We start from the raw sequence: 16,334 nt of genomic DNA, 5'->3' as shown, positions 1-16,334 counted from the left end.
GCTCTATACGTCTCTAATTATTTCTTTTCAGCAATAGTGTAAGAATATAGTTATTCAATGATCTGTTTTCCTTCTCAGCTTCCTTTAATAACTCTTCTTTCAGGTCCACTGGTAAAGTAAATAGTATTTTGGTTTTAGGTTCCTTCTTCATAACGCACCCTCCTCTTTGAGTTATATGATAAAACTACTGTTGTATATAATATATACCCGCACCTCAAATAATACAATATATATTATTTAAACTTCCTATGAACATCATAAACTTTTTTCTATTAAAATGAATAAGAGCCATTCCATGGGAATGACTCTTATTTATCACCGTATCTTATTTAATTTAACTATGATTCCATGGTTCTATTATGCGAGGACGTATGTTGTATAGACATAAATCAGGAGAGAAACAAAAAGTATCGAATCAAACCTGTCCAATATCCCGCCGTGTCCCGGAATGATCTTTGGATAGTCCTTCTCATTTGCATAACGCTTCAAGGATGATGCTGCCAGATCTCCTATCTGTCCGAACATTGCGCCGAAGAAACCCATGATGAGAAAATGCCAGACTGCAGCCCCTGTAGTCTCTGTGACGAACAGTCCAAGAACGAACGCACCTATAGCACCACCAGCAAGTCCGCCGATAGCCCCTTCAACAGTTTTCTTCGGACTGACCCGTTCATTGAGTTTATGTCTGCCAAATCGTCTGCCGCTGTAATATGCAAGTGTATCGCATACCCAGGAGATGATGAATACGGCATAGACAAAATTCTGTCCGTTTTCTTTCTGAGACAGGAGAATGAGGAAACTGAACAGTACTCCCGTATAAATGAATCCTGAAATGGTAATTCCCACATCCACAATGGTTGTCTTTTCATGAAAAATCATATAAACAAAGCCCATTGTCAGAGAAAGTGCAAGGACTACACCCAGATGCTCAAGAGGATTCTCCATGAACAGAATAATGGCATAATAGGCCACCCAGGTCAGATAGCCGAGAATACTCAGCGGTTGATGACCTTTTTTCTCCATCACATGGAAGAACTCATACAATGCTCTTACGGATAAAAGCAGTACGGTGATTTTCAGAAACCAGCCACCGATAAAAATCATAAACAGCAGAGGAAGAAGAAACAGTGCACCGATGTATCTATTATTCACTCTTCACTCCCCCAAACCGTCTGTCTCTTTTCTGAAAATCTGAAATAGCCATCCTAAGATGTTCTTCAGTGAAGTCGGGCCAGTTGATGTGATTAAACCAGAGCTCACTGTAAGCCCCCTGATAAAGGAGGAAGTTTGATAACCTCAGCTCACCGCTGGGTCTGATGATCAGTTCAGGATCAGGCTGTCCTTTTGTATAGAGAAAGTCCTTGAAGGATTCTTCGGTGATTTCATCTTCCGAAATCCTGCCCGATTTTACTGCCTGAATCACCTCTTTGACTCCCTGAACAATTTCCTCTCTTCCGCCATAATTCAGCGCAAGATTCATCTGAACACCTTTATTGTTCTTTGTTTTTTCCTTGGCGTCAAGAAGCGCTGCCTGCGCGATCTCCGGCAGTCGTGAAATGTTACCTACAAAGCTGATCACTACATCATTTCTGTTCAGTTCTTCCATTTCACCTTTAAGGTATTCCACCAGAAGGGTCATGAGTGCATTGACTTCGTCTTTGGGTCTTTTCCAGTTTTCCGTGGAAAAGGCGTAGAGGGTCAGGTACCTGACCCCCAGCCGATTACATTCCTTTAGAATTCTTCTGATGGTTTCCACTCCAGCTTTATGGCCCATGGTTCTAGGCAGATTTCTCGCCTTTGCCCATCTGCCATTTCCATCCATAATAATGCCGATATGACGGGGCATCCTGTCCATATCCAGCTGTACATCATTATGTTCGATGGATTTAGGCTTTTTGAAAATATTAAACATGTTATACCTTCCTTCGAAATGGAAACTAGACTGTCATAATCTCCTTCTCTTTCGCCAGGAGAATAATATCCACTTTCTTTATGTAGTCATCCACTTTCTTCTGGACGTCTTCTTCGCCCTTCTTGATCTCGTCTTCTGAAACTTCTTTCTTCATTCCCTTGATCTTTTCGATGGTGTCTCTTCTTATGGATCTTATGGCGATTTTAGCCTCTTCACCTTTTTTGTGTACGACTTTGACAAGATTTTTTCTTGTCTCTTCTGTAAGTTCCGGAATGATCAGTCTGATGACAGATCCGTCATTGTTCGGATTGAGATTGAGATCAGACATATTGATGGCCTTCTCAATAGCTTTCAGAGCGGATTTCTCCCAAGGAGTGATCATAAGGATTCTTGGCTCAGGTGTGGATACATTTCCCACCTGACTGATCGGAACCATACTTCCGTAATACTCGACTTCAATTCTGTCCAGCATGGTTGGATTGGCGCGACCCGCTTTAAGTGTGGCCAGTTCAGCATCAAGATTGTGAATGGTCTTACCCATTTTTTCTTCCAGGTTTTTCATTAAATCTTTAAACATTGTCTATCCTCCCGTGATTGATTAATTATTACAATTATATCGTTTCAGAGTCAATAATGGTACCATTAGATTCTCCTGAGATGGCTTTTACGATATTTCCTTCGCCATCAAGTCCGAATACAATGATCGGAATATCATTATCTTTGCAAAGTGTTATGGCTGTTATATCCATCACTTTAAGATCCTGTTCTATGATTTCCTTATAGGAAAGCCTGTCGTACTTCTTAGCTTCAGGGTAGATGTTGGGGTCCATATCATAGACACCATCCACTTTCTTGGCCAACAGGATGCATTCAGCATCTATTTCAGCTGCTCTTAGTGCTGCGGCTGTATCTGTTGTGAAATAGGGATTACCGGAGCCTGCGGCAAATATGACCACTCTTCCTTTTTCCAGATGCCTTATTGCTCTTCTTCTGATGAAGGGCTCAGCAATCTCTCTCATTTCAATAGCTGACTGTACTCTTGTTTCGATTCCGAGGTCTTCAAGCGAATTCTGCAGAGCAAGTGCATTGATACACGTGGCCAGCATACCCATATTGTCTGCTGTCACTCTGTCCATACCGCTGCCTTCTCTGCCTCTCCAAATATTGCCCGCTCCAATGACTGCACCAACTTCCACTCCCATATCCACCAGATCTTTGATTTCTTCGGCAATTCTCTTAGCAACGCTGAAATCAATTCCAAAACCGGTCTTTCCTGCTAGGGACTCACCAGACAGTTTAAGCATGACTCTTTTGTATTTAGGTTCACTCATATTAACCTCCATAAGTGCATTATGATTCTATTCTAGCAATTATTTCAAAAAAAGAGAACACAAAGGTGTTCTCTTTTAAATTCTTTCGAATCCATGTTTCAAGTTTTACTTGTTCAGACCCATCTGAGCGGCAACTTCTGCAGCGAAATCGACTTCTTCCTTTTCGATTCCTTCACCCTTTTCAAATCTTACAAACTTAACCAGTTCAATCTTTCCATGTTTCTTGGACTCTTCATTGACGAATGCCTGAATTGAAAGATCAGGATTCTTGACGAACATCTGGTTAACCAGACAGACTTCTTTGTAGAATTTGTTGATTCTTCCTTCAACCATCTTGTCAACGATCTTTTCTGGCTTTCCTTCATTCAGCGCCTGTACTCTGTAGATTTCCTTTTCTCTTTCAATCGTATCTGCATCAACAGATGTATTGTCAAGGAACTGTGGGTTAAGGGCAGCTACATGCATAGCTACATCTCTTGCTACAGTTGCTACAGCATCATTAGCCTCTTCTGATCTGACCTGAACGAGAACACCGATCTTACCACCCATGTGGTTGTATGCTGAAACCAGTCCGTCTGCAGCATCGATTTTCTCGAATCTTCTCAGATTCATGTTTTCTCCAAGCTTTGCAATAAGGTTAGTTACAGCTTCCTGTACAGTTATTCCTTCGTATGGCAGTGCCTTAACTTCCTCGATGTCCTGTGGAGTTGTTTCAGCTACCACTTTGGCGATTCCGTTAGCAAGATTTATGAAATCTGTGTTTGCAGATACGAAATCAGTCTCGCAGTTCAGTTCGATAATGGAAGCCTTCTTCATATCTTCTGAGACATAAGTAGCGATTACACCTTCAGATGCAACTCTACCGGATTTCTTAGCAGCAGATGCCAGTCCCTTTTCTCTCAGAATGTCAATTGCCTTTTCTATATCGCCTTCAGCTTGGGTCAATGCTTTTTTACAGTCCATCATACCTGCGCCGGTCTTATCTCTTAATTCTTTAACAGCTTGTGCACTTATCACAATAAATTCCTCCTAATTGTTATTTAAGTATTTAACTTACTCTATAAGAAAAGGTAAATGGAAAACCACCTACCTTTTACTTTTTTACTCAGCTAATTCTTCGCCCTGTCTTGCTTCTAAGATAGCATCTCCAAGTCTTGCTGTGATTAGCTTTACCGCTCTTATAGCATCATCATTTCCAGGGATGATGTAATCAATTTCGTCTGGATCGCAGTTTGTATCTACGATAGCAACGATAGGAATATTCAGCGCCTTTGCTTCAGCAATGGCTATTCTCTCTTTTCTTGGGTCAACGATGAAGATCGCACCGATGTTGTTCACATCAAGGTTCTTGATTCCACCAAGGTTCTTTTCAAGCTTTTCAAGCTCGTTCATTAGGGAAGCTACTTCCTTCTTAGGTAGAACATCAAATGTTCCATCTTCCTGCATGACACGGATTTCTTCCATTCTTGCTATTCTCTTCTTGATTGTACCGAAGTTTGTAAGCATTCCGCCTAGCCATCTGTTGTTTACGAAGTGCATGTTTGCTCTAAGCGCTTCTTCCTGAATCGCCTCCTGAGCCTGCTTCTTTGTTCCAACAAACAGAACGTCCTTACCTTCTGCTGATACTTCTCTGATGAAGTTATAAGCTACATCTACGAGCTTCACAGTCTTCTGCAGGTCTATGATATAGATCCCGTTTCTCTCTGTGAATATGTATGGAGCCATCTTAGGGTTCCATCTTCTGGTCTGATGACCAAAGTGAACACCAGCTTCTAGAAGCTGTTTCATTGAAATTACTGCCATTTTTTCTACCTCCTGGTTTTTAACCTTCCATCTACGTCATCTCCCAGAGAAACCTCTTCGGCACCCTCTCTGAAATCAGCAGATGTGATTATTTTTATCCTTGAGTAGTATATCATAGTTACTTCCACTAAGCAACAAAAACCGGTCCTAAAACCGATTTTTGCAGATTTTCAATATTCATCTCTATTACTTTTTGATATCCAGCTTTTCCAGAAGTTTATCATTCAGAATGGTAATTCTTGTCCCCTTCATGCCTAGTGATCTGGATTTGATTACGCCTGCACTCTCAAGTTTTCTCAGAGCATTGACGATTACCGATCTTGTGATGCCCACCTTGTCTGCGATTCTGGATGCAACAAGAAGTCCTTCATCGCCATCAAGTTCCTTGAAAATATGATTTACAGCTTCTTTTTCGCTATAGGACAGTGTATGGATGGCAAGATCAACCACATCATTCTTTCTCTGGTTTTCTTCGCTCTCCAGCTGCTTGGATCTTAAGATCTCAAGACCTACGATTGTTGCGGAATACTCGGCAAGAACGATATCTTCATCACTGAATTCATCTGAAAGCGTAACAAGAATCAATGTTCCCAGTCTTTCACGATTGCCGTTGATTGGAACGATGGTCGTCTTTTTGTTTTTGCCTTCATATTCATTTTCGATATTCAGTACATAACGTTCATCTGACTTCAGGTTTGTCAGCGTTTCCCCGATTTTAAGTAGAACATCATTATATTCATCTTTGAATCTCATATCATCGAGAATATACGAATATTCATCTTTAACCGTAAACTGACGGGTAAACCTGTGGCCCAGAATCTTTCCTCTTCTACTGACAACATATACATCTGAGTTTAATTCATCGCTGAGAATTTCGCAGATATCATCAAAAACGACTGGTTCTGTTCCAGATTTCTGAAGTATTTTATTGAGCTTTCTGGTTTTATTAAGTAATGACATTGTACATCCCCCTATTTATTTATCTATTAATATTGTGAATATTTAGAATTATTATTTATCCTTTACAGATAATATCATAAAAATAAAGATTATTCAATAATATTACACAATTCACTCACTTTAAAGTATCTTTATTTTTAGACATGTTTCTTCCTGAATCCCTCAGATCAATAGTCTGAACTTAACTTTTTTACAAATTCATCCGAATTCAGGCTAACTGCAGATTTCAGCGTTCGTATTGAGGTTCAGTCCATATTATGAAACTGACACGGAATTCTATACTTGATTCTGTTGAGAATGTGTACAAAATATGAATCGCACCATTAAGAATTATATCTTCATTTTATGCACAAAGCAAACAATTAATTCGAAATTTTAGAATTCACAGAATTTCTTTAAAGGGTTTTGCCAAAGAAAAGAGCGTCAGACCTATATTGCGCTGACGCTCCTATGTTTTATTCCTGCTCTTCAGTTTCTTTCTTTTCTATGATTTTATGTCTACAGCTTTCATTGGAACATTCAAGATAACTGCCGTCCTTTTTGGAATACTTCTTGTACATCAGGCTCTCGCATACTGGACAAGGAGTCTTCACCGGCTCATACCAGCTTACATAGTTGCAGTCAGGGTATCTTGAACATCCGAAGAATTTTTTTCCCTTTCTGGATTTTCTTGCAAGTACGTCACCTTCATGACAGGTAGGACATTTCACGTCCAGTCTTTCCACAATGGCCTTGGTATTCTTGCATTCCGGGTAACCCGAACAGGCGAGGAATTTACCGAACCTTCCATTTTTGATGACAAAATGACTTCCGCACTTTTCGCATATCTCATCGGTGACCTCATCCTCTATGGTCACCTTTGACACTTTACTCTCAGCGAAGTCGATGTCCTTCTTCAATGGATTGTAGAAACTTCCTACAACTTCTTTCCAGGTTTCCGTACCTTCTTCGATAAGATCCAGTCGGGATTCCATTTCAGCCGTAAATTCCACGTCTACGATATCTTTGAAATATTCGCTCATGATATCATTGACGATTTTACCGAGATCCGTAGGAACAAGACTTCTTTTGTCTCTTTCCACATATAAACGGTTAAGCAATGTGGATATTGTCGGCGCATAGGTTGAAGGTCTTCCGATTCCAAGCTCTTCCAGAGTCTTGACAAAGCTTGCCTCTGTAAATCTTGGAGGCGGCTGTGTGAAGTGCTGATTCAGATTGATGTCCTTGCTCTTCAGCTTCTCGTTCTCTTCAAGATCAGGAATGGAAGTGTTTTCCTCTTCATCCTCAACTTTATAGTCATAAAGTTTCATGAATCCGTCAAATGCGACAGATGAACCGCTGGCTCTGAATTTGTAGTCACCGTTCAGCACTTCAAGGCTGATGGTATCCAGTTTACACGAAGCCATCTGGCTGGCTACGAATCTCTCCCAGATGAGCTTGTAGAGCTTGTATTCTTCGGACTTCACACTGGCTTTGACCATTTCAGGTGTCAGATTCACATCACTTGGTCTTATGGCTTCATGAGCATCCTGAGCATTTTTCTTACCTTTATACACTCTGGGTGTACTTGGATAATATGCTTTTCCGTAGGTTTCTTCAATGTAGGTTTTTGCCGAAGCCTGAGCTTCCGATGAGATTCTCGTGGAATCGGTTCTCATGTAAGTGATGAGACCTATCGAACCGTAACCCTTGATGTCCATACCTTCGTACAGTTTCTGAGCAATACTCATGGTTCTTCTTGTCTGATAATTCATCCTTCTTGAAGCTTCCTGCTGTAGGGTGGAGGTGATAAAAGGTGCAAGAGGATTTTTCGTCTTTGTTCCCTTCTTGATGGAAGAAACAGTGAACTCTCCTTTTTCCAGGTCTTTTCTGATTTTAAGTGCTTCTTTTTCTGATTCAATTTCCACTTTTTTGTTCTTGTACTGGGTGAGCTTTGTTTTGATGATTTTCTTGTCTTTGATCAGATCAGCCTCTATGCTCCAGTACTCCTTAGAAACAAAGGCTTCAATTTCCTTTTCGCGATCACAGAGTATTTTAAGCGCTACCGACTGAACACGCCCCGCACTCAGGCCCCATTTCACGTTACGCCAGAGAATCGGACTGATTTCATATCCGACCAGTCTGTCCACAACTCTTCTTGCCTGCTGCGCATCAAAGACTTTAAGATTGATGGGTCTCGCGTTCTTGATCGATCTTCTGACGGCATCTTTGGTGATCTCATTGAACTCAATTCTGATGTTGTCTTCGGGATCGAGTTTCAGTACACTGGCCAGATGGAAGCTTATGGCTTCTCCTTCTCTGTCAGGGTCAGTCGCGAGATACACTTTGTCGGCTTTTTTTGCAGCTTTGCGCAGCTTGGCAAGCAGATCACCTTTTCCCCTGATGGTGATATACTTAGGTTCAAAGTCTTCTTCCACATTCACGCCCAGCTGACTTTTGGGCAGGTCTCTTATATGTCCCATGGATGCTTCCACTACATAACCTGATCCCAGATATTTTTTAATGGTCTTGGCTTTTGCCGGTGACTCGACGATAACTAATTTCTGACTCATATACTCTCCTCTTATTGACGATTTCATTAAAATCAATTGCTTCTTATACTACTTCAATTTATAGTAGAACATTTCTTAATAATATATCATACTATTTCAACAATATTGTATTTATTCACCTTGGTGATAAATCCCTGAATTAATTCCATATTCTATACTATGATTTTTAAAATGTCAAAAGAATCTTAGTATCCAATTCGTTTACACCTGACAGGATTTCACCTAGAACAAGGTTTCACAGCAGAAACTACGGCAGAATATTAGCCTTTATTTAAATGAAACTCGGCAGCTTGTCGATTAGCTAACCTGTATTTATGTGAAATATTCTCCGGTGCCTTCCCCCAAAATATCCGACAATGACTTTATCCAGTCAAGCTCGACATTCTCCAGTCCGAAAATTTTCTCCAGTGCACTGAAATCAGGATTGAGCTCCATTAGCCCCAGATCTCTGATTCGGTAATCTAGAATATTCATCTCTTCAGAGAGAAAATCACTGATCAGATTTTCTTTTGCATATAGTATTTTAGCGCCAAGCTCGATCAGCTGATTACTCCCTCTTCCAGCAGAGGAATAGATACTGTGCGGAACCGCATGTATGATCCGGTTAATTTCCTCACCGAAGGAAGCTGTATGAAGCGAACCGCTTTTTTCTGCAGCTTCAGTGACGATGATCTGGTCTGAGAGTCCGGCAATGATCCGATTCCTCATCGGAAATGTCCATTTTTTCGGACCAAATCCACGAGGATACTCTGTAATCAAAAGCCCACTCTGCCTGATTTCCTCAAAAAGAGCACCATTCTCTTCAGGATAGACCACATCCAGCCCGGCGCCCAGTACACACACCGTTTTGCCGCTCTCCTTAAGTACTGCCCTGTGGGCAGCTGAATCCACTCCCCGTGCCCCTCCGCTGATGACGACCAGTCCGATTCTCGCCAGAGCGGATGCGATTTCAAAAGTCGCTCTTCTACCGTAGTCACTGCATCTTCTGGATCCAACAATTCCCGCTGAAGGTCTGTCAAGCAGCAGCAGATCTCCATCATAGAAAAGAATCAGAGGCGGTCCCTGCAGGTCATAAAGTCTCTCCGGATAATTCTCGTCTCCTATCACCACGTAGTTTCTGTTTGAGCGAATCAGCCTTCTGATTCTTTCTTTCTCCTCCACAGAGTATGATCCACCTGAATCCTCCATTCTTCTTACGCATTTCCGGTAGTCTGCAGAGTGCAGAGCTGCCATAAGCCTTAACTCCCGATCGATCTGTCTATAACTTTCCTTGTCCATAAATAAAACCTCCATGGAATAATGAACCTGGAATTTCTTCCTGGAATCATTATTCCATGGAGGTTAAATGTTAAACAGTATACTTACCGTTTTCCCATGCATTTCTCCTGATCTATGAAATTTCGTATAAAACTCATTCGGTGTACAGGAGTCGCACCATTTCTTTTCAGCGCTTCGATATGATCCTGACTTGCATAACCGGAGTTATGGTCGAAACCGTACTCAGGATAATAAACACTGAGATTTTCCATCAGTCTGTCCCTATGAACCTTGGCGATAATAGAAGCGCAGGCTATGGACGCACTAAGTGTGTCTCCTTTGATCAGCGAAATATTCTCTCCCGCATAGTTCTTAACCTTATATCCGTCAGAGAGTACAAGTTCAGGCTTAACATCAAGACTTCTTATGGAACCTCTGAAAACCTCATGGTTGCAGTAGGAGATTCCAAGTCTGTCGATATCCAGATTGCTCATCTCGTAGATGGCATAGGAAAGCGCCTTTTCTCTAATCAGAAGATCGAGCTCCTCCCGTCTTTTCTTCGACAGTTTTTTGGAGTCGTTGATGCCAAGGATGAGATTCAAAAGAGTGGAATCCGGCTTTAGAATCACGGCCGCGCCTACAATGGGTCCCGCAAGCGGTCCTCTGCCCACTTCATCAACACCGCAGACCAGTTTCCCGAAGGAGAGGTCATGGTCATACAGCACTTTCACTCTGTTTACTTCTTTTTCTCTTTTCAGATATTCACATTCCAGATAGTCTGCCAGCGAATTGACCGATTTACGCCTGTCCATACGGAGAAGCTTAAGACAGTTCTCTCTGTCTTCCTCGATGGATGCCATATTGTCTCTGATATAGGTTCTGATTTCTGTGACACTTTTATCCAGAATGTGGCTAATCATGGTTCGCCTCCGGCCATTCAAGAGAAATCTTTCCAAGCTTTGCGCTTCTGAACTCATCAAGAATCATGACAGCTACACGCTTATAGTCGATTTCTCCTCCTTTAAAGATACAACCTCTTTTATGGGCAATATTGTCCATATTCTCCAGAGGATCCTCAGAAAGGCTCTCCAGATTATATCTGTCCATGAGCCTGTCTTTATAATTAATGGAAAGTCGACCGATCAGCTTAAGTGCAAGGGTTTCAATATCCATAATTTCATCCTTTATGGCTCCTGTAAACGCAAGATTAAGCGAGGTCTCTTCTTCAAATTTCGGCCATAGTATTCCTGGGGTATCCAGAAGCTCTATCCCATCCTTTGTCTTGATCCACTGCTTGTTCTTTGTGACACCCGGACGGTTCCCTACTTTTGCGATTGAGTTTTTGGCCATTCTGTTGATGAATGAACTCTTACCGACATTTGGTATTCCGACAACCATTGCACGAATGGTGTAGCTTACGATACCTCTTTCCCTGTTTCTTGCCAGCTTGTCTTTGAGCAGCTCGTTCAGCGTCGGTTTGATTGCATTGAGACCCTTCCCTGTCAGAGAATTGACTTCAAGAACCAGGGTATTTTCATTCTCCAGAACCTTTTTCCAGTTTCTGGTGACTCTGTCTTCAGCCATATCCGCTTTATTGAGTAGGATGATTCTAGGTTTATTGCCCAGTATTTTTTCGATTTCAGGGTTCTTGGAGGATGCCACGATTCTTGCATCTCTGATTTCGATGACAGCATCCACTAGCTTCAGATTATCTGTAATTTCTCTTCTGGTCTTGACCATATGACCCGGAAACCAGTTGATTTTCATATCCATATTAACACTTCCTTTTAGGCTCTTCCTTTTTCTTCATTATAAATGGATCCAGTATCTTGCTACGATTTCTTCACCATATACTATTTCATTTTCGAGGATTCCACCATTTTTTATGATTGTTTTTTCTGAGGGGATGTTATTTTTACTGCAGGTGACGAGTACTTTCTGATAGTTCATTTCCTTGACAATCAGAAGAGCTTTCTTCAGCATGATGTCTGCCAGACCTCTGCCCCGTTCACTAGGTCTTATTCCGTAGCCGATATGCCCACCTACACTCATGAGGTAATCATTCAGCTCATGCCTTAGGGCGAAGGCACCAAGTATTCTATTCTCTCTTAGGAGAAGCCACAGGCTTGCGGTGACCATCCCATCGGGTGCGTCGTGTTCAAGCTGTCTGGACTCTTTCAGCCAGTCTTCAAAAGACATTCCCCTTAGATCTGCGGCATAGGGTACCATCTTTTCCATATGCTCTTCCCATTCCTGATTGAATTGAAGGAATTCATCTTCCATGGATTCGTCAGGTTTTAAAAGTATCAGCTCTTCCATCTTGCATACATCCCTTTGTATCTTTCTTCTTTCTATTATACCGTAAGGAAGAGAATTTCAGCATTAAATTCGTTTTCGATCATGAAAAGCCAGCTCCGGCAATAAAACAAAAAAGAGACCGAAGCCTCTTTTTTATCCATATTATCTAGCGTTCTTAACCTTTGCAGCCTTACCGACTCTGTCTCTTAAGTAGAATAGTTTAGCTCTTCTTACTCTACCCTTTCTGACAACTTCAAGCTTGTCTACGGATGGTGAATTTACCGGGAAAGTTCTCTCTACTCCAACACCATATGCAAGTCTTCTCACTGTGAAAGTCTCTCTGACTCCACCGTTCTGAACCTTGATTACGGCACCTTCAAATACCTGGATTCTTTCCTTGTCGCCTTCTTTGATTCTAACGTGTACCTTTACGGTATCTCCTACGTTAAATTCTGGTAGTGCAGACTCTCTCAGCTGCTCAGCTTCAATAGCTCTGATTAATTCGTTCATTGTGTATTCCCTCCTAAAGATAAATTGACGTTCATACAGAAGTTGAACTTCCCAGTGGACCGCCCGTACTAACACAAACTATATTCTATCATAATGTTTATTCCCATTACAAGTAGGATTTAATCATTTTTCTCTTCTTTGGAAAACTTTTTCAGGATTTTCCGATCATCCTTGGATAAGGTATGTTTATTGTAAAGATCAGGTCTTCTTACCATAGTCGTCGTAAGCATCATATATCTTCTCCATTGTCTGATGTTTTCATGATGACCGGAGAGAAGGACATCCGGTACACGCTTCCCTTCATACTCGTCAGGTCTCGTATACTGAGGATATTCCAGAAGATTTTCCGAAAAACTCTCTTCAACGGAGCTGTCGTCAGTTCCAAGAACGCCTTCCTTAAGTCTTAATATGCTGTCGATGATGGGTATTGCAGCCATTTCGCCACCCGTGAGGATAAAATCGCCAAGTGAGATTTCCAAATCGATCTCATCGTAGATTCTTTCATCGATTCCTTCATAGTGCCCGCAGAGAAAGATGATCTGATCCTCTCCGGACAACTGACGGGCGATCTCCTGATTGAATGTCTTTCCTTTTGGGCCAAGGAAAATCACAGGGCCTCTGTTCACTTCCTTCAGTGCTCTGATGGCATCAGAAACAGGCTGGACAGTCATTACAAGACCACTGCCTCCGCCATAAGGATAATCATCCACTTTTCTGTGTCTGTCTTTGGAATAATCTCTTATATTTACAGCATTGATCTCGAACAGTCCTTTTTCCTTGCCTCTGCCGATGATGCTCTCGTTGAAAAGATCGAACATTCCGGGAAACAGCGTGAGTATATCAATCCTCATCCATCCACTCCCTGACGGGCTTAATGACAATCCTTCCCTTTTCGATATCCACATCAAGCACTACATCTCTGATTACAGGGATAAGCAGCTCCTTAGGATTTTTGATCCAGTATACATCATTTGCTCCGGTCTGGATCACTTCCGAAATCTGGCCGAGCTCTTTGCCTTCTTCATCAAAAACTGTACAGTCCTTCAGATCTTCAATGAAATAGGCATCCTCTTCCAGTTTTACAGCTTCTTCTCTTGGTACTTCCATCGTCTTCTTACGGAATCTCTCGGCATCTTCAACCGACTCGCAGCCCTCAAGTTTCATGATGGCTCGATCGTTTCCAACGGTGACATAGACTACCTGAACTTCCTTACCGTCTATGAATACCCTCTTCAGCCTTTTGAACCTTGCAATATCATCCGTTAACGGGAAAACTTTGACCTCTCCCTTGATGCCATGGGGTTTTGTGATTTCTCCTATGGTTAGAAATTTCTTCATATATACCTCTTTATTTTACCTTACTTCATCCAAATACTCGAAAAGCCCACTTATTTCTAAGCAGGCTAAAGGAAAAACAGCGATTAAACTATTTCTACATGTACTTTCTTGTTTTCCTTCATGGAAGCGGCTTTGACAACAGTTCTGATGGCTTTAGCAATCTTACCCTGTTTGCCTATGACTTTCCCCATATCCTCTGCATGAACACTGAGTTCGAGAGTAATGGATCCATCATTGTCTACTTCCTTCACGGAAACTTCTTCGGGGTGATCTACTAATTCCTTAGCGATGAACTCAACTAATGCTTTCATATCATTCCCTCCGATTACTTCTTGATTCCAGCCTTGTCAAATAGTCTAGCAACAACCTCTGTAGGCTGTGCTCCCTTGTTTAACCATTCTGTAGCCTTTTCAGCGTCTATCTTGACTTCCTTTGGAATGCTTACTGGATTATAGTAACCAATCTCCTCGATAAACTTACCGTCTCTTGGGCTCTTTGAATCTGCAACAACCAGTCTGTAGAAAGGTGCCTTCTTGGATCCCATTCTTGTTAATCTAATTTTTACTGCCATTTATCTTTCACCTCCTGAATTCTTGTTAAAAGGGCATTTTTCCAAATAAACCTTTTTTTGAACCTTTTTGCATATTTCCCATCTGTTTCATCATCTTCTTCATGTTTTCGAAGCCTTTGATGACTTTATTGACATCCTGAATCGTAACACCTGCACCTTTTGCAATTCTTTTCTTGCGGGATGCATTTTCAAGGTATTTGGGATTCTTTCTTTCCTTTTTCGTCATGGACTGGATGATACTTTTCGTTTTCACCATTTCCTTTTCGCTGTCGTCAAGATTGATTCCTTTCATTTCCTTGCTGTTCATTCCAGGCATCATTTCCATAATTTTATTCAGTGGTCCAAGTTTCTGCATCTGTTCAAATGCTTTCAGATAGTCTTCATAATTGAATTCTTTGCTGAGCATTTTCGAACCCAGTTCCCTGGCCTCTTTTTCATCTATGGAGGACTGTGCCTGCTCGATAAGAGACAGTACATCGCCCATACCCAGAATTCGGCTTGCCATTCTTTCAGGATGGAATACTTCAAGATCGCTCATCTTTTCGCCCACACCGGAGAACTTGATCGGCTTGCCGGTCACTTCCCTTATGGAAAGCGCTGCACCACCTCTAGTATCACCATCGAGCTTTGTGAGGATCACTCCTGTAACGTCCAGTGACTGATTGAAAGTCTCTGCAACATTTACAGCATCCTGTCCGGTCATGGCATCTACGACGAGCAGAGTCTCCCTGGGTTTAACAGCGGACTTGATGCTCTTCAGTTCATCCATAAGTGTTTCGTCGATATGAAGTCTACCTGCGGTATCAATGATGACCACATCGCAGCCTTCTTTACGGGCGAATTCCATGGATGCTTTGGCAATGTCCACAGGGCTTACTTTGTCGCCCATGGCAAATACCGGAATGTCAATCTGTTTTCCAACGATCTGCAGCTGTTTGATGGCTGCAGGTCTGTATATGTCTGCTGCTACAAGAAGCGGCTTTCTGTTCCTCTTTCGAAGATGCAAGGCAAGTTTTCCTGCCATGGTCGTTTTACCGGCACCCTGAAGTCCTACCAGCATAAATGCAGTGATTGATGAATCAAAGCTGAGCTTTGCTTCACTGCCACCCATCAGTGCTGTGAGTTCTTCGTTGACGATCTTGACCACCTGCTGTCCAGGTGTGAGGCTATCAAGGACCTCACTGCCATTAGCCTTTTCACTGACTTTCCTGACAAAGTTTTTGACCACTTTGAAATTAACGTCAGCTTCCAGAAGGGCTAGCCGTACTTCTCTCATGGCTTCTTTGATGTCATTTTCTGTCAGCTTTCCTTTTCCACGAAGCTTCTTGAAAGCTTCCTGGAGTCTTTCCGCTAAACTGTCGAAGGCCATGTAATCCCTCCTTATAACTCCTCCAGGAGTTTTTCGATTTCACTACAGTAACAATTCTTCTCTATTAAAAGTGCTTTAATTCTCTCTCTGATCTCTTCTTCCCTGATGGAAGTCTTCAGAAGACTAAGCTTATCTTCATAATCATTGAGCGTCTTATAGCATCTTTTGATCAGGTCATGAATGGCTTGTCTGCTGGTATTCTGATTCTCAGCTATTTCTGACAGCGAGTAGTCCATATTATAGTATTGATCTAAAATATTTCTCTGCTTTTCTGTCAGAAGCTTCCCATAAAAATCCATCAACAAGGATATTTCAATTCTGTTCTCCATAACCTCACCTACCACATGCATTAGTTTACCCAAAAATAAAAGGGCTGTCAAGTACTTTTACCTGACAGCCCGAATTATTTTTTACATGAACTTCCACATCATCG

Annotated in this window: 20 protein-coding genes; all 20 read right to left on the bottom strand. The window is 41.7% G+C overall.

Annotation, left to right across the window (positions count from 1 at the left end):
* Nucleotides 1-13: 13 nt before the first annotated feature.
* A complete protein-coding gene (locus RTX25_RS02595) occupies nt 14-151 on the bottom strand; it encodes a hypothetical protein (RefSeq protein WP_312650108.1) in 138 nt (45 codons plus the stop codon).
* 206 nt (nt 152-357) lie between these two features.
* Entirely contained in the window at nt 358-1,152 is a 795-nt protein-coding gene (locus RTX25_RS02590) for a phosphatidate cytidylyltransferase (RefSeq protein ID WP_312650107.1), read from the bottom strand.
* Nucleotides 1,145-1,912, bottom strand: a complete 768-nt coding sequence (locus RTX25_RS02585; protein WP_312650105.1) for an isoprenyl transferase — start codon at nt 1,910-1,912, stop codon at nt 1,145-1,147. Before RTX25_RS02585 ends, RTX25_RS02590 begins: the two co-directional genes overlap by 8 nt.
* A gap of 25 nt (nt 1,913-1,937) precedes the next feature.
* Nucleotides 1,938-2,489 carry a ribosome recycling factor gene (gene frr / locus RTX25_RS02580; RefSeq protein ID WP_312650103.1) on the bottom strand — a complete coding sequence of 184 codons (552 nt, stop codon included), beginning with the start codon at nt 2,487-2,489 and terminating at the stop codon, nt 1,938-1,940.
* 34 nt (nt 2,490-2,523) lie between these two features.
* The gene (gene pyrH / locus RTX25_RS02575; protein WP_312650102.1) at nt 2,524-3,243 is read right to left on the bottom strand and encodes a UMP kinase; all 720 of its coding nucleotides are present in this window, start codon (nt 3,241-3,243) and stop codon (nt 2,524-2,526) included.
* A gap of 105 nt (nt 3,244-3,348) precedes the next feature.
* Nucleotides 3,349-4,260 (bottom strand): translation elongation factor Ts, encoded by a 912-nt coding sequence (tsf, locus tag RTX25_RS02570; protein WP_312650100.1) that lies wholly within the window; start codon nt 4,258-4,260, stop codon nt 3,349-3,351.
* An 84-nt stretch (nt 4,261-4,344) separates the two neighbouring features.
* Nucleotides 4,345-5,046 carry a 30S ribosomal protein S2 gene (gene rpsB / locus RTX25_RS02565; RefSeq protein ID WP_312650097.1) on the bottom strand — a complete coding sequence of 234 codons (702 nt, stop codon included), beginning with the start codon at nt 5,044-5,046 and terminating at the stop codon, nt 4,345-4,347.
* Between the two features lie 186 nt (nt 5,047-5,232).
* Nucleotides 5,233-6,006, bottom strand: coding sequence for a GTP-sensing pleiotropic transcriptional regulator CodY (codY, locus tag RTX25_RS02560; RefSeq protein WP_312650094.1), 774 nt, complete (start codon nt 6,004-6,006; stop codon nt 5,233-5,235).
* Between the two features lie 455 nt (nt 6,007-6,461).
* On the bottom strand, nt 6,462-8,558 hold the full coding sequence (gene topA, locus RTX25_RS02555) for a type I DNA topoisomerase (protein WP_312650091.1): 2,097 nt from the start codon (nt 8,556-8,558) through the stop codon (nt 6,462-6,464).
* Nucleotides 8,559-8,870: 312 nt separating this feature from the next.
* A complete protein-coding gene (dprA, locus tag RTX25_RS02550) occupies nt 8,871-9,836 on the bottom strand; it encodes a DNA-processing protein DprA (RefSeq protein ID WP_312650088.1) in 966 nt (321 codons plus the stop codon).
* An 83-nt stretch (nt 9,837-9,919) separates the two neighbouring features.
* Nucleotides 9,920-10,735, bottom strand: coding sequence for a ribonuclease HII (locus RTX25_RS02545; protein ID WP_312650086.1), 816 nt, complete (start codon nt 10,733-10,735; stop codon nt 9,920-9,922).
* A complete protein-coding gene (gene ylqF / locus RTX25_RS02540; protein ID WP_312650260.1) occupies nt 10,728-11,582 on the bottom strand; it encodes a ribosome biogenesis GTPase YlqF in 855 nt (284 codons plus the stop codon). Before ylqF ends, RTX25_RS02545 begins: the two co-directional genes overlap by 8 nt.
* A gap of 42 nt (nt 11,583-11,624) precedes the next feature.
* Nucleotides 11,625-12,134, bottom strand: coding sequence for a GNAT family N-acetyltransferase (locus tag RTX25_RS02535; RefSeq protein WP_312650083.1), 510 nt, complete (start codon nt 12,132-12,134; stop codon nt 11,625-11,627).
* Nucleotides 12,135-12,275: 141 nt separating this feature from the next.
* Nucleotides 12,276-12,623 (bottom strand): 50S ribosomal protein L19, encoded by a 348-nt coding sequence (rplS, locus tag RTX25_RS02530; RefSeq protein ID WP_312650081.1) that lies wholly within the window; start codon nt 12,621-12,623, stop codon nt 12,276-12,278.
* 119 nt (nt 12,624-12,742) lie between these two features.
* Entirely contained in the window at nt 12,743-13,474 is a 732-nt protein-coding gene (gene trmD / locus RTX25_RS02525) for a tRNA (guanosine(37)-N1)-methyltransferase TrmD (protein ID WP_312650080.1), read from the bottom strand.
* The gene (gene rimM, locus RTX25_RS02520; RefSeq protein ID WP_312650078.1) at nt 13,464-13,961 is read right to left on the bottom strand and encodes a ribosome maturation factor RimM; all 498 of its coding nucleotides are present in this window, start codon (nt 13,959-13,961) and stop codon (nt 13,464-13,466) included. Before rimM ends, trmD begins: the two co-directional genes overlap by 11 nt.
* Nucleotides 13,962-14,044: 83 nt before the next feature.
* Entirely contained in the window at nt 14,045-14,272 is a 228-nt protein-coding gene (locus RTX25_RS02515; RefSeq protein WP_312650076.1) for a KH domain-containing protein, read from the bottom strand.
* A 14-nt stretch (nt 14,273-14,286) separates the two neighbouring features.
* Entirely contained in the window at nt 14,287-14,532 is a 246-nt protein-coding gene (gene rpsP / locus RTX25_RS02510) for a 30S ribosomal protein S16 (RefSeq protein WP_312650074.1), read from the bottom strand.
* 25 nt (nt 14,533-14,557) lie between these two features.
* Nucleotides 14,558-15,901 (bottom strand): signal recognition particle protein, encoded by a 1,344-nt coding sequence (ffh, locus tag RTX25_RS02505; RefSeq protein ID WP_312650072.1) that lies wholly within the window; start codon nt 15,899-15,901, stop codon nt 14,558-14,560.
* 11 nt (nt 15,902-15,912) lie between these two features.
* Nucleotides 15,913-16,230, bottom strand: a complete 318-nt coding sequence (locus RTX25_RS02500; RefSeq protein WP_312650069.1) for a putative DNA-binding protein — start codon at nt 16,228-16,230, stop codon at nt 15,913-15,915.
* Between the last annotated feature and the right edge of the window lie 104 nt (nt 16,231-16,334).

This window comes from Proteiniclasticum sp. (assembly GCF_032054185.1).
Classification (GTDB): domain Bacteria; phylum Bacillota; class Clostridia; order Clostridiales; family Clostridiaceae; genus Proteiniclasticum.
The sequence above is the reverse complement of the archived record's forward strand: the minus strand, read 5'-3'. Positions and strand labels throughout refer to the sequence as shown.